This is a genomic window from Brevundimonas sp. ABV4_179 (assembly GCF_056311945.1).
This window is the reverse complement of sequence record NZ_CM149976.1, coordinates 54,944-74,495: the sequence shown is the minus strand read 5'-3', so window position 1 is coordinate 74,495 and position 19,552 is coordinate 54,944. Positions and strand designations below refer to the sequence as shown.

Below are 19,552 nucleotides of genomic sequence, written 5' to 3'. Positions count from 1 at the left end.
GGAATCATGAGCCGACTTATCGTCGTATCCAATCGGGTGTCCGCCCCGACGGACCCTGCCGCCGGTTCCGCCGGCGGCCTGGCCATGGCCCTGTCCGCGGCCCTGCGAAAATACGACGGCCTGTGGTTCGGCTGGTCCGGCGAGACGGTCGACCACTGGACCGGCGAGGTCAAGATCGAGGATCGCGCCGGCGTGACCGTGGGTCTGGTCGATCTGGAGGCACAGGACGTCGACGAATATTACAACGGCTACGCCAACAAGACCCTGTGGCCGCTGTTCCACCACCGCATCGACCTGGCGCAGTACGAGCGGTCGTATGGCGAGGGTTATGAGCGTGTGAACCGCCGCTTCGCCGAGGTGCTGGCGCCGCTGATCCAGCCAGACGACGTCATCTGGGTCCACGACTATCATATGATCCCGATGGCGCGGGACCTGCGCCGCCTGGGCATCCGCAACCGGATCGGCTTCTTCCTGCATACGCCCTGGCCGGCGCGCCAGCTGCTGGTGACCCTGCCGCACCATCGGCGGCTGGTGGAATCGATGTTCGACTTCGACCTGATCGGCTTCCACACCCGAGAATGGAGCGACCTTTTCACCGACTATGTGGTGTCTGAGGCGCAAGGCGAGTTGTTCGGCCACGGCGGGCTGGAGTGTTTCGGGCGGCGGGTCCAGACCGGCGTCTTCCCCATCGGCATAGACGTGGACGGCTTCCTAGCGGCGCGCAACTCGACCCTGGGGGCGCGCACCTACGACCGGATGGCGGCCTCGGCGGCGTTCCGGTCCATGATCGTCGGGGTGGACCGGCTGGACTATTCCAAGGGGCTGGAAGAACGGCTGCTGGGCTATGAACAGTTTCTGCACGACAACGCCTCGATGCGGGGAGAGGTCTTTCTGCTGCAGGTCACGCCCATCTCGCGCGACGACGTGGACAGCTATCAGGACATCCGCTCGCGTCTGGACGCCCTGGCGGGGCGGATCAACGGCGCCTTCGCCGACATGGATTGGCAGCCGATCCGCTATCTGAACCGCACGTATCGCAGGGATCAGCTGGCCGGCATCTACCGGGCGGCGCGGGTCGGGCTGGTCACGCCGTTGCGTGACGGCATGAACCTAGTGGCCAAGGAATATGTGGCGGCCCAGAACCCGGACGATCCCGGCGTGCTGATCCTGTCGCGTTTCGCCGGCGCGGCCGAGCAGATGGGCGAGGCCCTGCTGGTCAATCCCTACAGCCGCGAGGAGTTGTCGGACGCGATCCAGAAGGCCCTGACCATGCCCAAGGCCGAGCGGATCCGCAAATGGCAGGCGTTGATGGAGGTGGTGTGCGCCACCGATGTCGGCATCTGGCGCGACGACTTCGTGCGGGCGCTGCGCTCGGACGAGGCGACGTCCCAATCGACCCGGTGGGCCGGGGCGGCGTGACGATCAGCGGACGTCGAAGGCGAGCATCAGGGTGCGTTGGGCCGGGCTGAAATTGTCGTCCGACAGGATGTAGAGCCGTGTCGCCCCATTGCGGCGCTCAGCGGCGATCCCTTCGAAATTGTCTGTGGTGCCGGGCAGTTTCAGCTCGATCAGCACCGGCCCCAGCGCGCCGTCCGCCGTCATGTGGCGCACATGGGCGCGGGCGTCGATCGGGGCGCGATAGCGGCGCTGAACCACGAACCAGCCGTCGCCCGATGGATCGCGGTCGATGCCGGTGATGCGGTATTCGCTGTCGGGGATCGGCACGGTCGGCGGCGGAGTGACCACGGTGCAGCGGGCAGGCGTGCAGTCCCAGACTCCGCCGGCTTCGCCGCCGACGCGCCAGCCGTTCGGTCCGGCCGCCAGCCCCTCCATCCCGTCGTTTTCGGTGAAGGGAAAGTCCGGCGCGCGCACCGGCGTCGGCCGGTCGGTCAGGGCCGTCAGCGGTCCATAGTTCCAGATGCGGTGGCGCCGTTCGAAACTGACCAGCAGATCGCCGGACGCCGTCAGGGCCAGACCCTCTGCGTCGCCATCCTGCTTGTCGGAGATCGGCCGGCCGTCCGCCAGGGTCAGCCGCCGCGTGCGAAAGTGATCCAGGCCGACCAGCCGTCCGCGGGCGTCCAGCCGGATGTCGGCGCGCACAAGGTCGCCTACGTCCGAAACGGTGACGAGGCCCCCGTCGCCTGTCAGCTTCAGGTCTGACAGACTGTGCAGGGGCGACGTCGGCGCCGACAGGATGTTCAGCCCGCCCGCGAAACGCACGCCCGGCGCCAGTTGCGCCCCGCCGGGCAGGCCCAGGCCCACGCTGCGCAACTCCGCCACCGCCGGGGTCCAGCCGTCCTCAGACAAGGGATAGGGGCGGGGCGCGCCCAGCGACGCGGCGCAGGCCGTCAGGGACAGGGCGGCCCACAGGACCGCGAGACGGCGAAACCGGCTCATGCCGCGATTTTGCGCCGCGACCGGCGCGCGGGGGCCGCCGCCCCCTCATTCTCGAACAGTTCGGCGAGCTTCTCGGTCATGGCGCCGGCCAGCTGCTCCACATCGACGATGGTCAGGGCGCGACGATACCAGCGGGTCACGTCATGACCGATGCCGATGGCCAGAAGCTCGACCGGCGAACGATCCTCGATCTCGGCGATCACCTGACGCAGGTGTTTGTCCAGATAGAGCGCCGCATTGGCCGACTGGGTCGAATCGTCGACCGGCGAACCGTCGGAAATGACCATCAGAATGCGGCGCTGTTCGGTACGGGCCAACAGCCGCCCGTGCGCCCATTGCAGAGCCTCGCCGTCGATGTTCTCCTTCAGCAGGCCCTCGCGCATCATCAGGCCCAAGTTTTTCTTGGCCCGGCGCCAGGGCGCGTCGGCGGCCTTGTAGATGATATGGCGCAGGTCGTTCAGGCGGCCGGGATTTTGCGGCTTGCCGGCGGTGATCCAGGCTTCGCGGCTCTGGCCGCCCTTCCAGGCGCGGGTGGTGAAGCCCAGTATCTCGACCTTGACGCCGCACCGCTCCAGCGTCCGGGCCAGGATGTCGGCGCAGACCGCCGCCACCATGATCGGCCGTCCGCGCATCGAGCCGGAGTTGTCCAGCAGCAGGGTCACGACCGTATCGCGGAACGGGCTTTCGCTTTCGGCCTTGAATGACAGGGGAGCGGTCGGATCGGTGACGATCCGCGTCAGGCGCGCGGTGTCCAGCATCCCCTCTTCCAGATCGAACACCCAGGAGCGATTCTGCTGCGCCAGAAGGCGGCGTTGCAGTTTGTTGGCCAGGCGCGAGACGACGCTCGACAATATCGCAAGCTGTCCGTCCAACAGGGCGCGCAGCCGATCCAGCTCGACCGGATCGCACAGGTCGGCGGCGTCTATCACCTCGTCGAAGGCGGTGGTGAAGACGCGGTAGAGGTCGGTCGCCCGGCCGTCGTCGGCGGTCTGCTGGCGGTTGGGCTGCTGGCCTTCCTGAAGCTCGGGGCCGTCGTCGGCGCCTTCGCCTTGCGGATCGGCGGGGGCGCCGTGCGGGCGGCTTTCACGCTCTTCATCCGAGGACTGATCGTCGGCGTCGCCCTCCATCGACTGCGAGCCTTCGCCGCCGTCCTCTTCCTCCTCCTCGTCCTGATCCTCGTCGGATGCGGGGTCCTGGGGATCCGGCTCTTCGTCGCCGGGGTCCTCCGAAGCGTCCTCGCCGCGTCCGTCCCCAGGGTCCAGGTCCAGGGCGCGCAGCACCTCGTGCATCTTGCGGGCGAAGGCTGCCTGATCGCCGGCGGTCCCGGCCAGGGCGTCCAGTCGCGCGCCGGCCTTGGCCTCGATATTGGCGCGCACCAGATCCAGCATGGCCCTGGCGCCGTCCGGCGCGGGCCGGCCGGTCAGCCGCTCGCGCACCAGAAGGGCCACGGCCTCGGACACCGGCACGCGCTCCGCCTCGCTGATGCGCAGGGCGCCGCTCTTTTCCAGCCGCGTCACCAGGGCGGCGCCCAGGTTGTCGCGCACCCCGGCCAGATGTTCCGATCCGAACGCCTCGATCCGCGCCTGTTCGACCGCGTCGAACACCTCGGCCGCCTTGGCGTCGGCAGGTCGCATCCGGCCGTCCAGCGCCGGGTCGTGATTGGCCAGCCGCAGGGCCAGTCGGTCGGCCTGACCGCGCAGGGCCGCACTCTCCGGCCCGGAAGGATCGCGGGGCGGATGGGGCAGGGTCAGGACGCCGTTCGACAGCCGCGGCCCGTCCGATCCGAAGGCCACCTCCAGCTCCGGCTGTTCGGCCAGGGCCCGCGCGGCGTGGCCGAGCGCGCGCTTGAAGGTTTCGGCGGGGGTGTCCGGGGCGGCCATGCCCTTCAGTTAGTCGGTTCGAGCCTACGATAAAAGCGTCGTCAGGCTGGTTTTCGCATCGGCAACCGCCGCCCATAGGTCAGGCAGCGCCACACCCATTCGGCCGGCCCCATGGCGAAGCGCGACAGCCACAGCGGCGACCAGATCAGTTGCAACGTCCACACACCGATCACCACGGCCCACAGCATCGGCCGATCCACCTGGCCCATCAGCCCCAGCCCTCGCCCGCCCCAGAACAGGCTGGTCATGATGATCGACTGGGCCAGATAGTTGCTCAGCGCCATCTGCCCGGCCGCCGCCAGCGGCCTCAGCCCGCCGGCGCGGTCGGCCTTCCAAAGCAGGATCAGGATCGAGGCGTAGCCCAGGCCGATCAGCGGATTGAGCAGCCCCTCTATCCCGGCCGTCCACAACATCCGGGCATGAGCCATGTCGTCGAGCCAAGTCAGGCCGCACACGACCGCCAGCGCCACGGCGCCCGCCGCCACGACGCCGCGATACAGGCGGACGGACAGCGCCCCGCCCAGAAACCCGGTCTTGAACAGGCCCAGGCCGATCATCATCAGGCCGACGGTCGGGAAGACAAAGACCATCAGGCTGGACAACTGCAACTCCACCCAGGCGCTGAAATTCTGGCGATAGGCGCCGGCCAGCGACCCGGCCGCCTCGGCGATGTCGGCCCGCACCTGGGCGATCTGGGCGGCGGTGGGGGTCAGTTCGGCGGCGAGGCGCGCCTGCACGTCGGCCGGCGCGAAATACAGGCTCAGCGGCCCCACGATCTGCACCAGCGAAAACAGCCCGAACAGCACCAGCCCGACCCGGAAGAGGATCACCGGCCGCCACGACCGCGCCAGCATTACGAACAGGCCGGACCAGGCGTAAAGCAGCAGCACGTCGCCCCACCAGATCGCCAGGCCGTGGATCAGGGCGATGACCGCCAGCCACGCCAGCCTACGCCTCAACCGCCGCCCGCGCTGAACATCCGCCCGCTCGCCCCCGACCAAAAACAGCGAGGCCCCGAACAGCATCGAGAACAGGGAGATGAACTTCTGGTGGAACAGGGCGTCCACGATCCACTGGGCCGTCGCCGAGGCTCCCGTGTCGGGAAAAGGCCACAGCCCCGGACTGCCATAGGCCGACAGGGTGGCGGCGAACCCGCCCGCATTGACGGCCAATATGCCCAGCACCGCCAGCCCACGCACCAGATCCAGAGTGGCGATGCGCTCGACGGCGGGCGCCGGGGGCGTGTCTGACTGCAGCATCCTGAAGGCCCCCGGATCCTTGTTGGGGCCAGAGTTCCGCATCCGGGACGTCGGCGTCAATCCCCGACGCGCGGCCTCACCCCTTGGGCATCAGGCCCAGGCGATCCTTGACGGCCGGCTTGGCCTCGAAGGCGATGAAGGCGGCGCACAGGCCGGCCCACAGGGCGTAGCTGACGCCCACCACCATGGCGATGGGCAGGCCGCCGACGCCGAAGATCAGCAACGTCGTCTCCGTGGCTCCCAAGGCCTGCATGACATCGGCGGCCCCGAACCAGCCGATCACGCTCATGCCCAGGGCGACGACGATCTGCAGCAAGGCCGCCATCAGGCCGCCGTACAGCATGAAGCGCCACACCACGCCCAGCCGCGTGCCCGGCCGCCCCTCGCGCCGACGTTCGCCCAGAACGCGATAGAGCGCCAGCGGAACCGCGATCAACCCGATCACCAGCGCCACCAGCCGCCAGTCCATGTCGCGTCCCGGCATGACCGCATGGGGTCGCCAGATCAGCAGCGTCAGCCAAAGCGGCGGCCAGGCCGCGCCCGCCAGGCAGGCCAGGACGGGATACAGCGGGGCCGGGCGCGCCGCGATGGTCGTCTGACCGGGCAGGTCGGAATAGGTCTCGAACCGGCTCATCGCGTCGGCGCCGGCGTGGGGCCCGAATAGTCGTAGAAGCCGCGTCCGCTCTTGCGGCCCAGCCAGCCCGCCTCGACATATTTCACCAGCAGCGGGCAGGGGCGGTATTTGCTGTCGGCCAGGCCGTCGTACAGCACATTCATGATGGCCAGGACGACGTCCAGCCCCATGAAGTCCGCCAGCTCCAGCGGCCCCATCGGGTGGTTGGCCCCCAGGCGCAGCGCCTTGTCGATGGAGGCGACGTTGCCGACGCCTTCGTACAGGGCGAAGATCGCCTCGTTCATCATCGGCACCAGGATGCGGTTGACGATGAAGGCCGGGAAATCCTCGGCGTCCGTGGTGGTCTTGCCCAGGCTTTCGGCGAAGGCGACGGCGGCGGAATGGGTCTCGGCCGAGGTGGCGATGCCGCGTACGATCTCGACCAGTTTCATGATCGGCGCCGGCTTCATGAAGTGCAGGCCCACGAACCGGTCCGGCCGGTCCGTCGCCGACGCCAGGCGGGTGATCGAAATGGACGAGGTGTTGGATGCGATCAGCGTCTGTGGCCCCAGGTGCGGCAACACATCGGCGTACACGGCCTTCTTGACCGCCTCGTCCTCGAGCGTGGCCTCAATCACCAGATCGGCGCCCGCCACCGCCTCGGCGATCCCGTTCGCCGGCTTGATGCGGGCCAGGGCGGCGTCGGCGGCCGCCGGGTCCACCAGGCCGCGCCCGGCCTGCCGCGCCAGGCTGGCGGCGATCTCGCCCTGGGCCATCGGCAGACGGTCGGCGACGACATCGTACAGCCGCACCGAATAGCCTCCCAGCGCGACGGCCTGGGCGATGCCTGCGCCCATCTGTCCGGCGCCCAGAATGGCGACTGTGGAAATCGTGCTCATGAACCCTGGTCGATAGTGGTCGGGCGGGCACCTTTAGGAAGGACGGCGCGCGGCGCAAGAGCGGATTGACGCCAGCAGGCCAGATTCCCGCCGGCCGTGTCGCCTCAGCCCAGCAACTGGATCAGGGCCGGCGCCGCCGTACGGTTGAACAGCACGCCGATGAACTGCAGCAGCAGGATCACCACGATGGGCGAGATGTCGATGCCGCCCAGGTTCGGAATGATGCGGCGGAACGGCTCCAGCAGCGGCGCCGTGACCCGGTCCAGGAAGGTCCCCACCGAATAGACGAAGCGGTTGCGATAGTTGACGACGTCGAACGCCACCAGCCAGCTCAGTATGGCCTGGGCGATGATGAACCAGATCATCAGACTGATGATGGTGTTGATCAACCAGACGATCGCGTAGCCCATGAACCCTGCCTCTATAGTCGAACGGCGCTTCTAGCGGTTCGCCCCCCTCCCGACAACGGCCGCGTCGCGCCTGCGCCGATTGCGCGCACAAGCCCGTTGACACCACGCCCGCGCGCCTTCTATGTCCGCCTCGCCTGTGAAACCCGATCCAGCGCCGGAACGGGGCCGTAGCTCAGTTGGTAGAGCGCGTCGTTCGCAATGACGAGGTCAGGGGTTCGACTCCCCTCGGCTCCACCAGGCCTTTGGTTCTAATCCTAATGATGTCGGCGCGGGCGGCTTAGTTGCCGCGATAAGTGCTGTATCCGTAGGGGCTGACGACGACCGGCACGTGATAGTGGACGCTGGGGTCGCGGACCTGGAACACGACGTCGATTTCGGGGAAGAAGGGCTGGGTTTCGGCCTCGCCGTAATGGGACATGTCGAACGTCAGCTTGTAGGTGGCGGCGCGGGTGGTGATCTGATCGCCGAATGACCGCACGCGGCCGTTTTCGTCCGTGCGCGCGGCGGCCAGTTGTCGCCAGCCGCCGTCATCGTCCTTGATCGCCAGAGTGACCGGCACATCGCGCCCGCCGACGCCGCGCGCCAGGTCCAGAACATGGGTCGAGATGGTTTCGGCCGATGCGGCGCTGGGGGACAGGAGCAGGGCGGGTGCGGCGGCGAGGGCTGCGATGGCGGAACTGCGCATGGGAAATCCTCAAGGTCGGAGGGATTGTGGGGGAGGGTTCAACCGTCCGTGCGGCCTCAATGCTGGGTTGGTCTAACCAGATCCAGATCGTATCCCAACGCGCGTGTGCGGTTCATGATGACGTCGCGCGTCTCGTCCGAGGGACGGGCCGAGCGGCTGAGCAACCACAGATAACGACCGGAGGGTTCGCCGACGATTGACCAGGAATAGTCGTCCGCGTGATCCAAAACCCAGTAATCTCCGACGTAGAAGGGGCCGAAGAAGGAGACCTTCAGCTTGGCGTTCTGGCTGCCCGGAACGATCTTGGCCTTGCCTTGGGAAGTCTTCTGCGGGCCGGACACGCCGCCCTGTCTACAGGTGTTCAGCACGCCGACCCGTCCGTCTTCACGCATGGTGTACTGGGCGGTGACGCCTTCGCAGCCGCGTTCGAAGCCGTTTTCGTAGCGTCCTATCTCATACCAGAGGCCGGCGTACCGCTCGAGATCGACGGGCTTGGCCGGTTGCGGGACCGCCATGTTGCCGACCGGCCCGCGTTGCAGGGTGGCGCAGGCCCCAAGGGCCACGGCGCCGCCGACGAGAAGCAGGGGAAGAAGGGTTCGTCGAAACGTCATGGCGCCCCAAACGGCCATCGTCGCTGCGGGTTCCCGACGTCGTTTCACCGCAGGACGACATAGCCCCGTTCGATGATGCGGCGCAGCGCTTCATAGGCTTCGGCGAGTTCGTCATAGGCTGTGCGGGCCGAGGTCAGACGGGCGATCTGGTCGGGGGTGACGGCCGAGCCGGAGTGGGCCAGGCGCAGGGATTCCGCCACCCATTTGGCGCGGGCCGTGGCGGTCATGACCGCCAGCTTCTGAAGGGATGAGGGGTCGACGCCGGTCAGGGCCTGGCCGATCACCTCCCTGTTGGCGATATAGGCGGCGTAGTCGATCTGCTCCAGTTGGCCGCGCAGGCGCCGCTGTTCCTGCGGATCCGTGTCCTGCGGCTCGAAATGGTCGCTGTGGCGGCGGGTGCTGGACGTCATCTTGGTCGACATGGGCTTTAGCCCTCCCCGGCCTGTCCCGACGGCCTTCGGCGCCGCGTGAGAATAAGGGTTGCGCCGTATCGGTTAACGCCGCGTTTGCATCGCCGGGCGGCGCGTCCGATATCGCTTGGGCAAACCGCAGCGTGGAGACGATCATGGACCTGAAACTTCAAGGGAAGCGCGCCCTGATCTGCGGCGGCTCGTCGGGCCTGGGGCGGGCGGTGGCGACGGCCCTGGTCGCTGAGGGCGTCCATGTCGTCCTGCTGTCGCGCGACGGCGCCGCCTTGGCCGAGGCGGCCGAGGCGCTGAACGCCATGGGGCCGGGGCGGGCGGGCTTCGTACCGGCGGACCTGGCCGATCACGCCGGCCTGCTGAAGGCCGTCGATCAGGCCGAGGCGCTGCTGGGCGGGCCGGTTGAGATATTGCTGAACAACACCGGCGGGCCGCCGCCTTCCGGGGTCTCCGGGCTGGAGCCCGCCATCTGGCGCGACCATTTCGAAGCCATGGTGCTGTCGATCTTTCGTCTGACGGATCGGGTGCTGCCGGCCATGCGGGCGGCGGGATGGGGGCGCATTCTGAACGTCGCCTCCATCACCGTAGTCGAACCGTCGGCCGCGCTGGGGGTGTCAAATACGTTGAGGGCCTCGGTCGCCGCCTGGGCCAAGACCCTGGCGGGCGAGGTCGGGCCGGACGGCGTGACCGTCAACACCCTGTTGCCGGGCCGGATCGACACGCCGCGCATAGCGCGGCTGGACCAGGCGGCGGCCGAACGGAAGGGCGTGACGCCGCAGCAGGCGCGCGCGGATTCCGTCAGGTCCATCCCCGTCGGCCGCATCGGCGCGCCCGAGGAGTTCGGCGCCGCCGCCGCCTTTTTGGCCAGCCCGCTGGCGGCCTATATCACCGGCTCGCTGATCCGGCTGGACGGCGGAGCGATCAAGGCGATCTAGGCAATCGGCAGTTGTGAGTGTAGCCTGCCGGCTCGGACTGGAGGTTTGTGATGTTGCCCCTGTTGATGCGGATCGTCGTCGATGGCGCGGCCATCGCCCATTCCGCTGCCGCGATCGATCCGGCGATGGTTCGGCCGGCGCCGGTCGTGAATCGGACGGCGGTCGCCTGCGATCCCATGCTGCAGGAGGCGGGGGCGAAGCCCGTGGCCGCGGTTGATCGCCCTGGCGCCCTTCTGGACCGCTCGCGCGACGCGGGGCAGGCGCGACGGTATCTGCTGTTCGATCTGCGCGATCAGAGCAACTGCCCCACGCCGATCAGCTTCGATGTGCCGGGTCAGGGCGTGGCGCTGGGGCGCAATCTGCTTCGGCCGGACCCGGCGCCGGCGCCCCGACCCTTCGCGCCGCCCCCTCGCTGATCAGTTGGGAACCGGGCTGACCGGCTGGCGGTCCGATAGCACGGCCTCAAGATTGTCGATCATCAGCGCGGCCATTGCCTCTCGCGTTTGGACGGTGGCCGAGGCGACGTGCGGCGTCAGGACACAGCGGTCGCTGTCGATCAGGGCCTGGGGCGCGTTCGGCTCGTCGGCGAAGACATCCAGGCCCGCGCCACCCAGCCGGCCCGTGGTCAGGGCGGCGACCAGAGCGTCCTGATCCACCACCTCGCCGCGCGCCACATTGATCAGAACGCCGGCGGGGCCCAGGGCCGCCAGCACCTGGGCGCAGACCAGGCCGCGCGTCGATGCGCCGCCCGGAACGATGACGATCAGCACATCGACCTGGGCCGCCAGATCGACCAGGTTCGGCACGTGCCGCCAGGGCGCGTCGGCGACGGGGCGACGGGTGTGATAGGCGATCTCTCCGGCCAGCGGAACCAGCCGCTCGGCGATGGCCCGGCCGATGCGGCCCAGACCCAGCAGACCGTACTTCAGGCCGGATGCGCGGCGCGACAAGGGCGCCGGCCCCTCGGACGCCCAGCGCCCGGCGCGGACATAGGCGTCCATGGCGGGCAGTCGACGCAGCGTCGCCAGCGCCAGCAGCAGGGCCAGGTCCGCCACATCGTCGTTCAGAACGTCTGGCGTATGGGTGACGACCACGCCGCGCGACCGGGCGTGGGCGACGTCGGTCAGATCATAGCCGACGGCGTGGACGGAGATGATCTTCAGCCCCGGCATTGTGTCGATCAGCCGGGCGTCCACGGTTGCGGCGCCCGAGGCGGCGACACCGACGATCCGGCCCGCGACTTCGGGCGGCCCCAGGCCGTCCGGGCCGGGACGATGCAGGGTCCAGCCCCGCTCGTACGCCTGCCGTGTCAGGATGTCGTCGGCCAGGGCGGGCAGGCCGATCACCAAGATGTCGATGCTCATCCGACCGTTCTAGGCGCGGGGATGGGCGGCCGCATAGGCGTTCAAAAGTCTATCCGCGTCGACGCCGGTGTATTTCTGGGTCGTGGAAAGGCTGGCGTGGCCCAGCAGCTCCTGGATCGAGCGCAGGTCGGCGCCGGCGCCTAGCAGATGGGTCGCGAAACTGTGGCGCAGGGCGTGGGGCGTGGTCCGGTCGGGCAGGCCCAGTCGCCCGCGCAGCCGCTGGACCGAGGCCTGGACGTGGCGGGGACTGAGCGGTCCCCCGCGCCGGGCGCGAAACAGGGCGTCAGCGGGTTGGAGCGGAAAGGGCAGAAGCGCCAGATAGTCGTCCACCGCCTGACGCACGGCGGGCAGGGTCGGGACGATCCGGGTCTTTGATCCCTTGCCGACGATCCGCAGGGTCTCGCCCAGCGGCGCATCGGCGCGTGTCAGCGACAGCCCCTCCGATATCCGCAGGCCGCAGCCGTAGAGCAGGGTCAGGACGGCGCGGTCGCGGGCGGCCTCCCACGGTTCGGCGTCGGGATCGGCGTCGGGTTCGGCCAACAGGCCGCGCGCCTGATCCTCCGTCACCGGGCGGGGCAGGCTGGGCTTGGCCCTGGGGCCGCGCACCAGGGCCAGCTGCGGCGCAGGCGTCTCCAGCCGCCGGTCCAGAAAGGCGTGAAAGCCGCGAATGGCCGACAGGGTCTGGCTCAGCGAACGGGCGGCCAGCGGATGACCGCCGCTGCGCCGCTCGGCCATATGGGCGCGCACCTCGGCGGCGGTGATGGTTCCCATGTCATTCAGCGACGGGGCTTCGCCGCGATGGCGCTCCAGAAAGGCGACGTACAGCCGTCCGATGTGGCCATAGGCTTCCAGGGTGCGGGGCGACAGCCGCCGCTCATGCGCCAGATGATCCAGCCAGGCGCGCAGGGCGTCGGGGGCGGTCAGTTCAGGATGGGCCATCGCTCGGCCATCCGCTCGACCACCCGCGCCAGGAAGGCGGCCAGCTCGCAGCCCATGTTGGGCGTGAAGCCCTCGGGCTCGGGCGAGCCGAAGGCGCACAGGCAGGGGCGCGGCGGACCGCCGGGCGTCAGGTGCGGCGCCATGCGGACCAGGGCGATGGACTTCACCTCGTCCTCGGCGGCGCCGAAAAAGTTCAGCCCCGCGATCATCGGCCCCAGCCAGGTCAGGCCGTGCTCGCCCAGCAGGTTGTCGACGTCGCCTTCTTCCAGCGCGCGCCAGCCGAAAGGCACGCCGCCGGGCTTTTCCAGGGCGATGGCGGCGCCCGCCAGGCCGAACCTCCCTTGCGCCGCCCCGTCCAGGCGACGGGCCAGATCGGAGTGATTGCGCGCCTCCATCAGGTCCAGGGTGGAGACGTGGGTCTGGGTCTGGGCGGCGAAGTTGGCGCGGGCGACCATCTCGATCTCGCGCCGGGCGCCCGCCTCGCGCTCGGCGACGGCCTCCAGTCGTGTCAGGGCGGCGGCGCCGAAGTCCACCACATTGCGCCCATGGGGACGCAGGCCGATCTCTTCCAGCAGGGAACGGTCGTCCAGCAGGGTCTGGGCGTGGGTCTGCAACCAGCCGCGCACCTGGGGCCAATGCAGACCGTCGCCGATGGGGGCGCCTGCGTCCGTTTCAGACGTTTCGAAAAGGTCCAATGAGCCGCTCAACAGACCTCTCCGGGACGTGAAATGCTACAGAATCGACTGACCCGTCTTGGCCCAGTCCGCCACGAAGGCATCAAGACCCTTGTCGGTTAACGGGTGGTTCACCAGCGCCTTGAAGGTGTCCGCTCCGAAGGTGGCGGCGTCCGACCCGGCCACGGCGGCGGCGGCCACGTGGCCGACATTCCGCAGGCTGGCGGCCAGGATCTGGGTCTCGAAACCGTGGACGTCGTACAGGACGCGGATTTCCTCCAACAGGCCGATGCCGTCGGCGCCGTTGTCCTCAAGCCGGCCGACGAACGGCGAGACGAAGGTGGCGCCGGCCTTGGCGGCCAGCAGAGCCTGGGCGGCCGAGAAGCACAGGGTGACGTTGGTCTTGATCCCCTTGTCGGAGAAGACGCGGCAGGCGCGCAGTCCATCCCAGGTCAGGGGCAGTTTCACCACCACGTTCGGCGCGATGGCGGCCAGCGTGTCGCCTTCCTTGACCATGGTCTCGAAATCCAGCGAGACGGCCTCGGCGGAAATCGGCCCCTCGACCAGGGCGCAGATTTCGGCGATGACCTCGGCGATGTTCCGACCCGACTTGGCGATCAGCGACGGATTGGTGGTGACGCCGTCCACCATCCCGGTGGGGACCATGTCCTTGATGACGGCGACGTCGGCGGTATCGAGAAAGAGTTTCATGAGTGGCTTCATAGCCGAGGGCGCAGTTCGGTGAAAGTCGCCTCGGTCCTCATTCCCCTGCCGGTGCCGGAGGCCTTCGACTATGAGGTTCCCGAGGCGCTGACGCTGGCCCACGGAGATTTGGCGCGCGGCGATCAGGTCGCCGTGCCGCTGGGGCCGCGCCTGATCCGGGGCGTGGTGTCGGAGGTGTTCGAGACGACCGGATCGAACCGGCGGCTGAAGGCGGTGGACAGTCGGCTGGACGATCCTGCCCTGCCGGCGGGCGTGATGGAGTTCGTGGAATGGGCCGCGCGCTGGACCCTGTCGCCGCCGGGCGAGATGGCCGCGACGGCGTTGAAGGGTCTGCGCGCGCCGCGTCCCCGGCCGGAACGCCGGGTGCGGAGGGTGGGCGAGCGGGCCCCGTCGCGAGCGACCCCGGCGCGGACGGGCGTGCTGGACGCCTTGGGCGACCGGGCGATGACGGCCGCCGATCTGGCGCGCGCGGCGGGGGTCTCGTCCGGCGTGGTCAAGGGTCTGATCGACGAAGGCGTGCTGGAGATCATCGAGATCGCGGCAGAGGCCGCGTTCGAGCGACCCGATCCCGACCATGCGCCCGCCTTGCTGAACGGCGACCAGGCGGCGGCGGCGGCGGCCATGGCGGACGGCGTGACGGGCGGCGGCTTTCGGCCCTTCCTGCTGGACGGGGTGACGGGATCGGGCAAGACCGAGGCCTATCTGGAGGCCATCGCGCGGGTGCTGCGCGCCGATCCGGCGGCGCAGGTCCTGATCCTATTGCCCGAGATCGCCCTGACCCAGGCCCTGATCGAGCGGATCACGGCTCGGTTCGGCGCGGCCCCGGCTGAATGGCATTCCGGCGTCGCTCCGCCGCGCCGTCGTCAGGTGTGGGAGGCGGTGGTCGCCGGGCGCTGCAACATCGTGGTCGGGGCGCGCTCGGCCCTGTTCCTGCCCTTCGTCAATCTGCGCCTTATCGTGGTGGACGAGGAACACGACGGCTCGTTCAAACAGGAGGAAGGGCTGGTCTATCACGGCCGCGACCTGGCGGTGGCGCGCGCGCGGATCGAGGGGGCGGCGGTGGTCCTGGCCTCGGCGACGCCCTCGCTGGAGACGCTATGGAACGCCCACAGCGGTCGCTACGACTGGCTGAAGCTGGGCGCGCGGCACGGGAAGGCCGTCCTGCCGGACATCGGCCTGCTGGACCTGAGGCAGAACACGCCCGATCCCCAGACCTGGCTTTCGCAGCCGCTGCGGCTGGCCATCGGCGAGACCTTGCTGCGGGGCGAGCAGACGCTGCTGTTCCTGAATCGGCGCGGCTATGCGCCCGTCGTCCTGTGCCGCGCCTGCGGTCATCGGCTGACGGCGCCGGACACTGACAGCTGGCTGGTCGAGCATCGCTATACAGGGCGGCTGGTCTGTCACCTCACCGGCTTCTCCATGGCGCGGCCTAAACTGTGTCCGTCATGCGGGGCCGAGGACTCGCTCGTCTCGGTCGGACCGGGGGTCGAGCGGGTCGAGGAAGAGGTGCGCCAGCTATTCCCCGAGGCGCGCACGGCGGTGTTCAGTTCCGACACCGCGCCTGACGCCCGGTCGGCCCGCGCCCTGATCCAGCGGATGACGGAGGGGGAGATCGACATTCTGGTGGCGACCCAAGCCGCGGCCAAGGGGCACAATTTCCCGCGCCTGACCCTGGTGGGCGTGGTGGACGCGGATCTGGGCCTGCGCGGCGGCGACCTGCGGGCGGCCGAACGCACCTATCAACTGCTGGCCCAGGCGACGGGCCGGGCGGGGCGGTCGGACAAGCCGGGGCGGGCGCTGTTGCAGACCTGGACGCCCGAACATCCGGTGCTGATGGCCTTGGCGGCCGGCGACCGAGACGCCTTCGTGGAGGCCGAGATGGCCGAGCGCGCGGCGGCGTCCCTGCCGCCCTATGGCCGGCTGGCGGCGATCATCCTGTCCAGCGAGAATGCGGTCGCGGTGGAGAAACTGGCCAATGATCTGACCCAAGCCATTCCCAACGCCGAGCGGCTGGAGGTTTACGGACCCGCGGATGCGCCGCTGGCCCTGGTGCGGGGACGAAGGCGCAAGCGCCTGCTGGTGCGGGCCGACCGCGACGTGAACCTCCAAGCCTTCCTGCGGGCGTGGCTGCAGCGGGTCAAGGCGCCGGGCTCGGTGCGCCTGACCGTCGACGTGGACCCCTATTCGTTCCTCTAGGGGCGGCTCGGTCTCAGACGGCCATGACCGTGCCCAGCAGCAAACGCGCGCCGGGACGGCCCAGGGTGGCGTTGGTGGCGGTCTGGAGATCGGCGGCCAGTCGGTCGACGTCGGGCACGGCGCCGGGACGAAGGCCCGCGCCGAACCGCTGGGCCACGGTGTTGTAGGCGGCGCGCAGACGCGGCGCCGACTGCTGGGCGCGGGTGCGAAGCGCGGCGTCCGGCACGTCCACCCCGGTCTCGATGGTCAGGACCCCGCGTCGCCCGTCGCCGTGAATGATCGCGGCGGTGATGATCGGCAGGCGGAAATAGGTGTCGGGCGAAGCCGCGCCGCCGCCCGAAGAGGCGCGGGCGGCCGGGGTGGTCGTGGCGGAGGCCGTCGCGACGACGGCGAGACCAAGAAGAGCGCGGCGTTCCATGCGCCTGACTTTTAGGCGTCGGCGCTTAAGAAAGCCTCACGCCGCGCGACGCGCCTGAGATTCTGGCTGCGCATCGGTCTCGTCGAAGCGGAAGCCGGCGATCTGGCGGGCCAGGGTCTCGGCCTCGTTGGCCAGTTGGCGGCTGGCGGCGGTGGCCTGTTCGGTCATGGCGGCGTTCTGCTGGGTGATTTCGTCCAACTGTGCCAGGGCCTGGCGCACCTCGGCCAACCGATCCGCCTGGTGGCGCGAGGCCGAGGCCATGCCGCCGGCCAGGTCGTCGACCGCCGCGACCCGCTGACCGATGCTCTGCAAGGCCTCGCCGGCCCGTTCGACCAGTTCGACCCCGCGCGCCACCTGGGCGGCGGAGGTTGCGATCAGGGTTCGGATCTCGCCCGACGCATCGGCCGACCGCTGAGCCAGGGCGCGGACCTCGGCGGCGACGACCGCGAAGCCGCGACCGGCGTCGCCCGCGCGGGCCGCCTCGACCCCGGCGTTCAGGGCCAGCAGATTGGTCTGGAAAGCGATCTCGTCGATCAGGGAGGTGAAGCGGGCGATCTCATGCGAGGAGTCGCGGATGGCCGTCATGGCCTGGGTGGTCTCGTCCACCACGGACCCGCCGTGTTCGACGTCTCGGCGGACGGCGACGACGGCCTGAGCGGTGTTCTGGGCGCCCGTGGCGGCCTGTTCGACCCCGGCGGCGATCTCCTCGGTGGTGGCGGCGGTGCGCTCCAGCCCGGCCGCCTGGCGTTCGGTGCGCACGGCCAGGTCGTCCGAGGCGATGGCCAGTTCGCCCGAGCCGGTCCGGACCGCCTCTGCGCTGTCGGCGACGGCGCCGAAGGCGAGGCGCAGGCTGGCGGCGGCGGCGTTGAAGTCGTCCTTCAGCGTCTCGTATTCGGGTGGGAAATCCGCCCGGATCGACACGCCGAGATCGCCTTGGGCCAGGGTCTTCAGGGCCTTGCCCAAGGCGGCGACCACCTGGCTCTGGCGCGCCTCGGCCTCAGCCTTTGCGGCGGCGACCTGGTCGCGTTCGGCCTCGAGCGCGTCCAGATAGGTGGAGATGGCCAACTCCATGTCCAGCAGGGCGCGCTGGTTCAGTTCGGCCAAAGCCTCGCCGGTCTGACGGTCGTGGGCGGCGCCGGCGAATGGCTTGCGCGGCCGCATCGCCACCGCCTTGATCAGTTCGCCCAGCAGCACGCCGTAGCCGCCGATGTACCAGCGCGGCTCCAGCCCGATGCGGGCGTGGGTGCGGCCGATGACGGCGACGGCCCGGGCGTAGTCGTCGTCGATGCGTCCTGCGATGATGGCGTCCCAGTGTCCGACCTGGGCTGACTTTGCGCGGCCCATATGAGCGTCGTCGTGGAAGAAGCGCCGCGTCTCGGCTGTGGCGCGGATGCGGTCGTAGAAGGCGTCTAGGGCGCCCGGCGCGGCGGCGCGCAGGATGTCCTGCATGGCTCGATAGGCGGCGGACGGCTGGGTCAGACCGGCGAAAGTCGTGCGTTGCTGAATCGCGACGTCGGACATGGCGTTGAACTCCACTGATACTGGCCGGACGCCCCCGTCACGGCCTCCCCGCCTTTAGCGAGCGGGGGTTTGGGTCACGTTAACACGCGGCTTGACGGAAGCTGGATCGCATAAGGATATCTTTATACGATCGTTGCCCCCAAGACATTGTCGGGGTATGAGGCGCCAAATCCATCCTTCGGCCAGGAGCCCGAGCCATGACCGACTACATCGTCCGCGACATTTCCCTGGCCGACTGGGGCAATAAGGAAATCGCCATCGCCGAAACCGAAATGCCGGGCCTGATGGCGCTGCGTGACGAGTTCGGCGCCGCCAAGCCGCTGAAGGGCGCCCGCATCGCCGGATCGCTGCACATGACCATCCAGACGGCGGTCCTGATCCAGACGCTGGAAGCCCTGGGCGCCGAAGTGCGCTGGGCCTCGTGCAACATCTTCTCGACCCAGGACCACGCCGCCGCCGCGATCGCCGCCAACGGCACCCCGGTCTTCGCCACCAAGGGCGAGACGCTGGTGGAATACTGGGACTATGCGCACAAGATCTTCGAATGGGCCGACGGCGGCTATCCGAACCTGATCCTGGACGACGGCGGCGACGCCACCCTGCTGACCGTTCTGGGCCCCAAGGCCGAGAAGGACATCTCGGTCCTGGCCAACCCGCAGAACGAAGAGGAAGAAGCCCTCTTCTCCGTCATGAAGCGCTACATCGCCGAAAAGCCCGGCTTCTATTCGGCGATCCGCGACGCCATCGGCGGCGTGTCGGAAGAGACCACCACCGGCGTTCACCGCCTGTATCAGATGGCCGAAAAGGGCGAGCTGCCCTTCCCCGCCATCAACGTCAACGACAGCGTCACCAAGTCCAAGTTCGACAATCTGTACGGCTGCCGTGAATCCCTGGTCGACGCCATCCGTCGCGGCACCGACGTGATGCTGTCGGGCAAGGTCGCCGTGGTCTGCGGCTATGGCGACGTGGGCAAGGGCTCGGCCGCCTCGTTGCGCCAAGGCGGCGCCCGCGTGATCGTGACCGAAATTGACCCGATCTGCGCCCTTCAGGCCGCGATGGAAGGCTATGAGGTCCAGACCCTGGACGACACCGCCGACCGCGCCGACATCTATGTGACGACGACGGGCAACAAGGACGTCATCACGGTCGATCACATGCGCCGGATGAAGAACAACGCCATCGTCTGCAACATCGGCCACTTCGACTCGGAAATTCAGGTCGCGGGCCTGAAGAACTTCAAGTGGGACGAGATCAAGCCGCAGGTCCACCACGTCGAGTTCCCGGACGGCAAGAAGATCATCCTGCTGTCGGAAGGCCGTCTGGTGAACCTGGGCAACGCCACGGGCCACCCGTCCTTCGTGATGTCGGCGTCCTTCACCAACCAGACCCTGGCCCAGATCGAGCTGTGGACTAACGCCGACAAGTACGAGAACAAGGTCTACACCCTGCCCAAACACCTGGACGAGAAGGTCGCCTTCCTGCACCTGGCCAAGCTGGGCGCCAAGCTGACGACCCTGACCAAGGACCAGGCGGACTATATCAATGTGCCGGTCGAAGGCCCCTTCAAGGCGGATCACTACCGTTACTAAGCCCCTGTTCGCGGGGG

At 68.9% G+C, this 19,552-nt stretch carries 20 protein-coding genes and 1 tRNA gene; 6 read left to right on the top strand and 15 right to left on the bottom strand.

Annotated elements, in window-relative coordinates:
- The first annotated feature begins 6 nt into the window (after window positions 1–6).
- Window positions 7–1,419 carry an alpha,alpha-trehalose-phosphate synthase (UDP-forming) gene (locus tag ACYX4P_RS00345; protein WP_292047425.1) on the top strand — a complete coding sequence of 471 codons (1,413 nt, stop codon included), beginning with the start codon at window positions 7–9 and terminating at the stop codon, window positions 1,417–1,419.
- A gap of 3 nt (window positions 1,420–1,422) precedes the next feature.
- Here the strand turns inward: ACYX4P_RS00345 and ACYX4P_RS00340 are convergent, their stop codons facing one another.
- From ACYX4P_RS00340 to ACYX4P_RS00315, 6 genes are all read right to left on the bottom strand, one after another.
- Window positions 1,423–2,397: an esterase-like activity of phytase family protein gene (locus tag ACYX4P_RS00340; RefSeq protein ID WP_248120798.1), complete on the bottom strand. Its 975-nt coding sequence runs from the start codon at window positions 2,395–2,397 to the stop codon at window positions 1,423–1,425.
- Window positions 2,394–4,277 carry a cobaltochelatase subunit CobT gene (gene cobT, locus ACYX4P_RS00335; protein WP_248120795.1) on the bottom strand — a complete coding sequence of 628 codons (1,884 nt, stop codon included), beginning with the start codon at window positions 4,275–4,277 and terminating at the stop codon, window positions 2,394–2,396. Before cobT ends, ACYX4P_RS00340 begins: the two co-directional genes overlap by 4 nt.
- Window positions 4,278–4,318: 41 nt before the next feature.
- Window positions 4,319–5,536, bottom strand: a complete 1,218-nt coding sequence (locus ACYX4P_RS00330; protein ID WP_248120793.1) for a DUF418 domain-containing protein — start codon at window positions 5,534–5,536, stop codon at window positions 4,319–4,321.
- 76 nt (window positions 5,537–5,612) lie between these two features.
- A complete protein-coding gene (locus ACYX4P_RS00325; RefSeq protein ID WP_248120791.1) occupies window positions 5,613–6,170 on the bottom strand; it encodes a phthalate transporter in 558 nt (185 codons plus the stop codon).
- Complete coding sequence (locus ACYX4P_RS00320) at window positions 6,167–7,048, bottom strand: 3-hydroxybutyryl-CoA dehydrogenase (RefSeq protein WP_476070164.1); 882 nt, start codon at window positions 7,046–7,048, stop codon at window positions 6,167–6,169. Before ACYX4P_RS00320 ends, ACYX4P_RS00325 begins: the two co-directional genes overlap by 4 nt.
- A gap of 104 nt (window positions 7,049–7,152) precedes the next feature.
- Window positions 7,153–7,458 carry a YggT family protein gene (locus ACYX4P_RS00315; protein ID WP_248120786.1) on the bottom strand — a complete coding sequence of 102 codons (306 nt, stop codon included), beginning with the start codon at window positions 7,456–7,458 and terminating at the stop codon, window positions 7,153–7,155.
- Window positions 7,459–7,619: 161 nt separating this feature from the next.
- Between ACYX4P_RS00315 and ACYX4P_RS00310 the strand changes: the two genes are divergently transcribed.
- Window positions 7,620–7,695 (top strand) — tRNA-Ala (locus ACYX4P_RS00310).
- Window positions 7,696–7,735: 40 nt separating this feature from the next.
- Here ACYX4P_RS00310 and uraH read toward each other — a convergent pair.
- The 3 genes from uraH to ACYX4P_RS00295 are packed head-to-tail and all read right to left on the bottom strand — an operon-like array spanning window position 7,736 to window position 9,176.
- The gene (gene uraH, locus ACYX4P_RS00305) at window positions 7,736–8,143 is read right to left on the bottom strand and encodes a hydroxyisourate hydrolase (protein WP_248118715.1); all 408 of its coding nucleotides are present in this window, start codon (window positions 8,141–8,143) and stop codon (window positions 7,736–7,738) included.
- 56 nt (window positions 8,144–8,199) lie between these two features.
- Window positions 8,200–8,754, bottom strand: coding sequence for a lipocalin family protein (locus tag ACYX4P_RS00300; protein WP_248118714.1), 555 nt, complete (start codon window positions 8,752–8,754; stop codon window positions 8,200–8,202).
- Window positions 8,755–8,798: 44 nt separating this feature from the next.
- Window positions 8,799–9,176, bottom strand: coding sequence for a hypothetical protein (locus ACYX4P_RS00295; protein ID WP_248118713.1), 378 nt, complete (start codon window positions 9,174–9,176; stop codon window positions 8,799–8,801).
- Between the two features lie 143 nt (window positions 9,177–9,319).
- Here ACYX4P_RS00295 and ACYX4P_RS00290 point away from each other — a divergent pair, with 143 nt between their 5' ends.
- Entirely contained in the window at window positions 9,320–10,111 is a 792-nt protein-coding gene (locus ACYX4P_RS00290) for an SDR family oxidoreductase (protein WP_248118712.1), read from the top strand.
- A gap of 50 nt (window positions 10,112–10,161) precedes the next feature.
- Window positions 10,162–10,527 (top strand): hypothetical protein, encoded by a 366-nt coding sequence (locus ACYX4P_RS00285; protein ID WP_248118711.1) that lies wholly within the window; start codon window positions 10,162–10,164, stop codon window positions 10,525–10,527.
- Here the strand turns inward: ACYX4P_RS00285 and ACYX4P_RS00280 are convergent, their stop codons facing one another.
- From ACYX4P_RS00280 to fsa, 4 genes are read right to left on the bottom strand one after another with little or no spacing between them, the layout of a single operon-like run.
- Window positions 10,528–11,475 carry an NAD(P)-dependent oxidoreductase gene (locus ACYX4P_RS00280; RefSeq protein ID WP_248118710.1) on the bottom strand — a complete coding sequence of 316 codons (948 nt, stop codon included), beginning with the start codon at window positions 11,473–11,475 and terminating at the stop codon, window positions 10,528–10,530. It lies immediately after the preceding gene.
- A 9-nt stretch (window positions 11,476–11,484) separates the two neighbouring features.
- A complete protein-coding gene (locus ACYX4P_RS00275) occupies window positions 11,485–12,414 on the bottom strand; it encodes a tyrosine recombinase XerC (RefSeq protein WP_248118709.1) in 930 nt (309 codons plus the stop codon).
- Window positions 12,396–13,109 carry a DUF484 family protein gene (locus tag ACYX4P_RS00270; RefSeq protein WP_248118728.1) on the bottom strand — a complete coding sequence of 238 codons (714 nt, stop codon included), beginning with the start codon at window positions 13,107–13,109 and terminating at the stop codon, window positions 12,396–12,398. The genes ACYX4P_RS00275 and ACYX4P_RS00270 overlap by 19 nt, the downstream gene beginning before the upstream one ends.
- 36 nt (window positions 13,110–13,145) lie before the next feature.
- Window positions 13,146–13,799, bottom strand: coding sequence for a fructose-6-phosphate aldolase (fsa, locus tag ACYX4P_RS00265; RefSeq protein ID WP_248118708.1), 654 nt, complete (start codon window positions 13,797–13,799; stop codon window positions 13,146–13,148).
- Window positions 13,800–13,829: 30 nt separating this feature from the next.
- On the opposite strand from fsa, the gene ACYX4P_RS00260 reads away from it, so the two are divergent.
- Window positions 13,830–16,007 carry a primosomal protein N' gene (locus ACYX4P_RS00260; RefSeq protein WP_476070163.1) on the top strand — a complete coding sequence of 726 codons (2,178 nt, stop codon included), beginning with the start codon at window positions 13,830–13,832 and terminating at the stop codon, window positions 16,005–16,007.
- 13 nt (window positions 16,008–16,020) lie between these two features.
- Here ACYX4P_RS00260 and ACYX4P_RS00255 read toward each other — a convergent pair whose 3' ends face one another.
- Both ACYX4P_RS00255 and ACYX4P_RS00250 read right to left on the bottom strand, forming a co-directional pair.
- A complete protein-coding gene (locus ACYX4P_RS00255; protein ID WP_248118706.1) occupies window positions 16,021–16,425 on the bottom strand; it encodes a Tat pathway signal protein in 405 nt (134 codons plus the stop codon).
- Between the two features lie 36 nt (window positions 16,426–16,461).
- Window positions 16,462–17,946, bottom strand: coding sequence for a methyl-accepting chemotaxis protein (locus tag ACYX4P_RS00250; protein ID WP_248118705.1), 1,485 nt, complete (start codon window positions 17,944–17,946; stop codon window positions 16,462–16,464).
- Window positions 17,947–18,143: 197 nt separating this feature from the next.
- Here ACYX4P_RS00250 and ahcY point away from each other — a divergent pair, with 197 nt between their 5' ends.
- On the top strand, window positions 18,144–19,535 hold the full coding sequence (ahcY, locus tag ACYX4P_RS00245) for an adenosylhomocysteinase (RefSeq protein ID WP_248118704.1): 1,392 nt from the start codon (window positions 18,144–18,146) through the stop codon (window positions 19,533–19,535).
- Window positions 19,536–19,552: the final 17 nt, after the last annotated feature.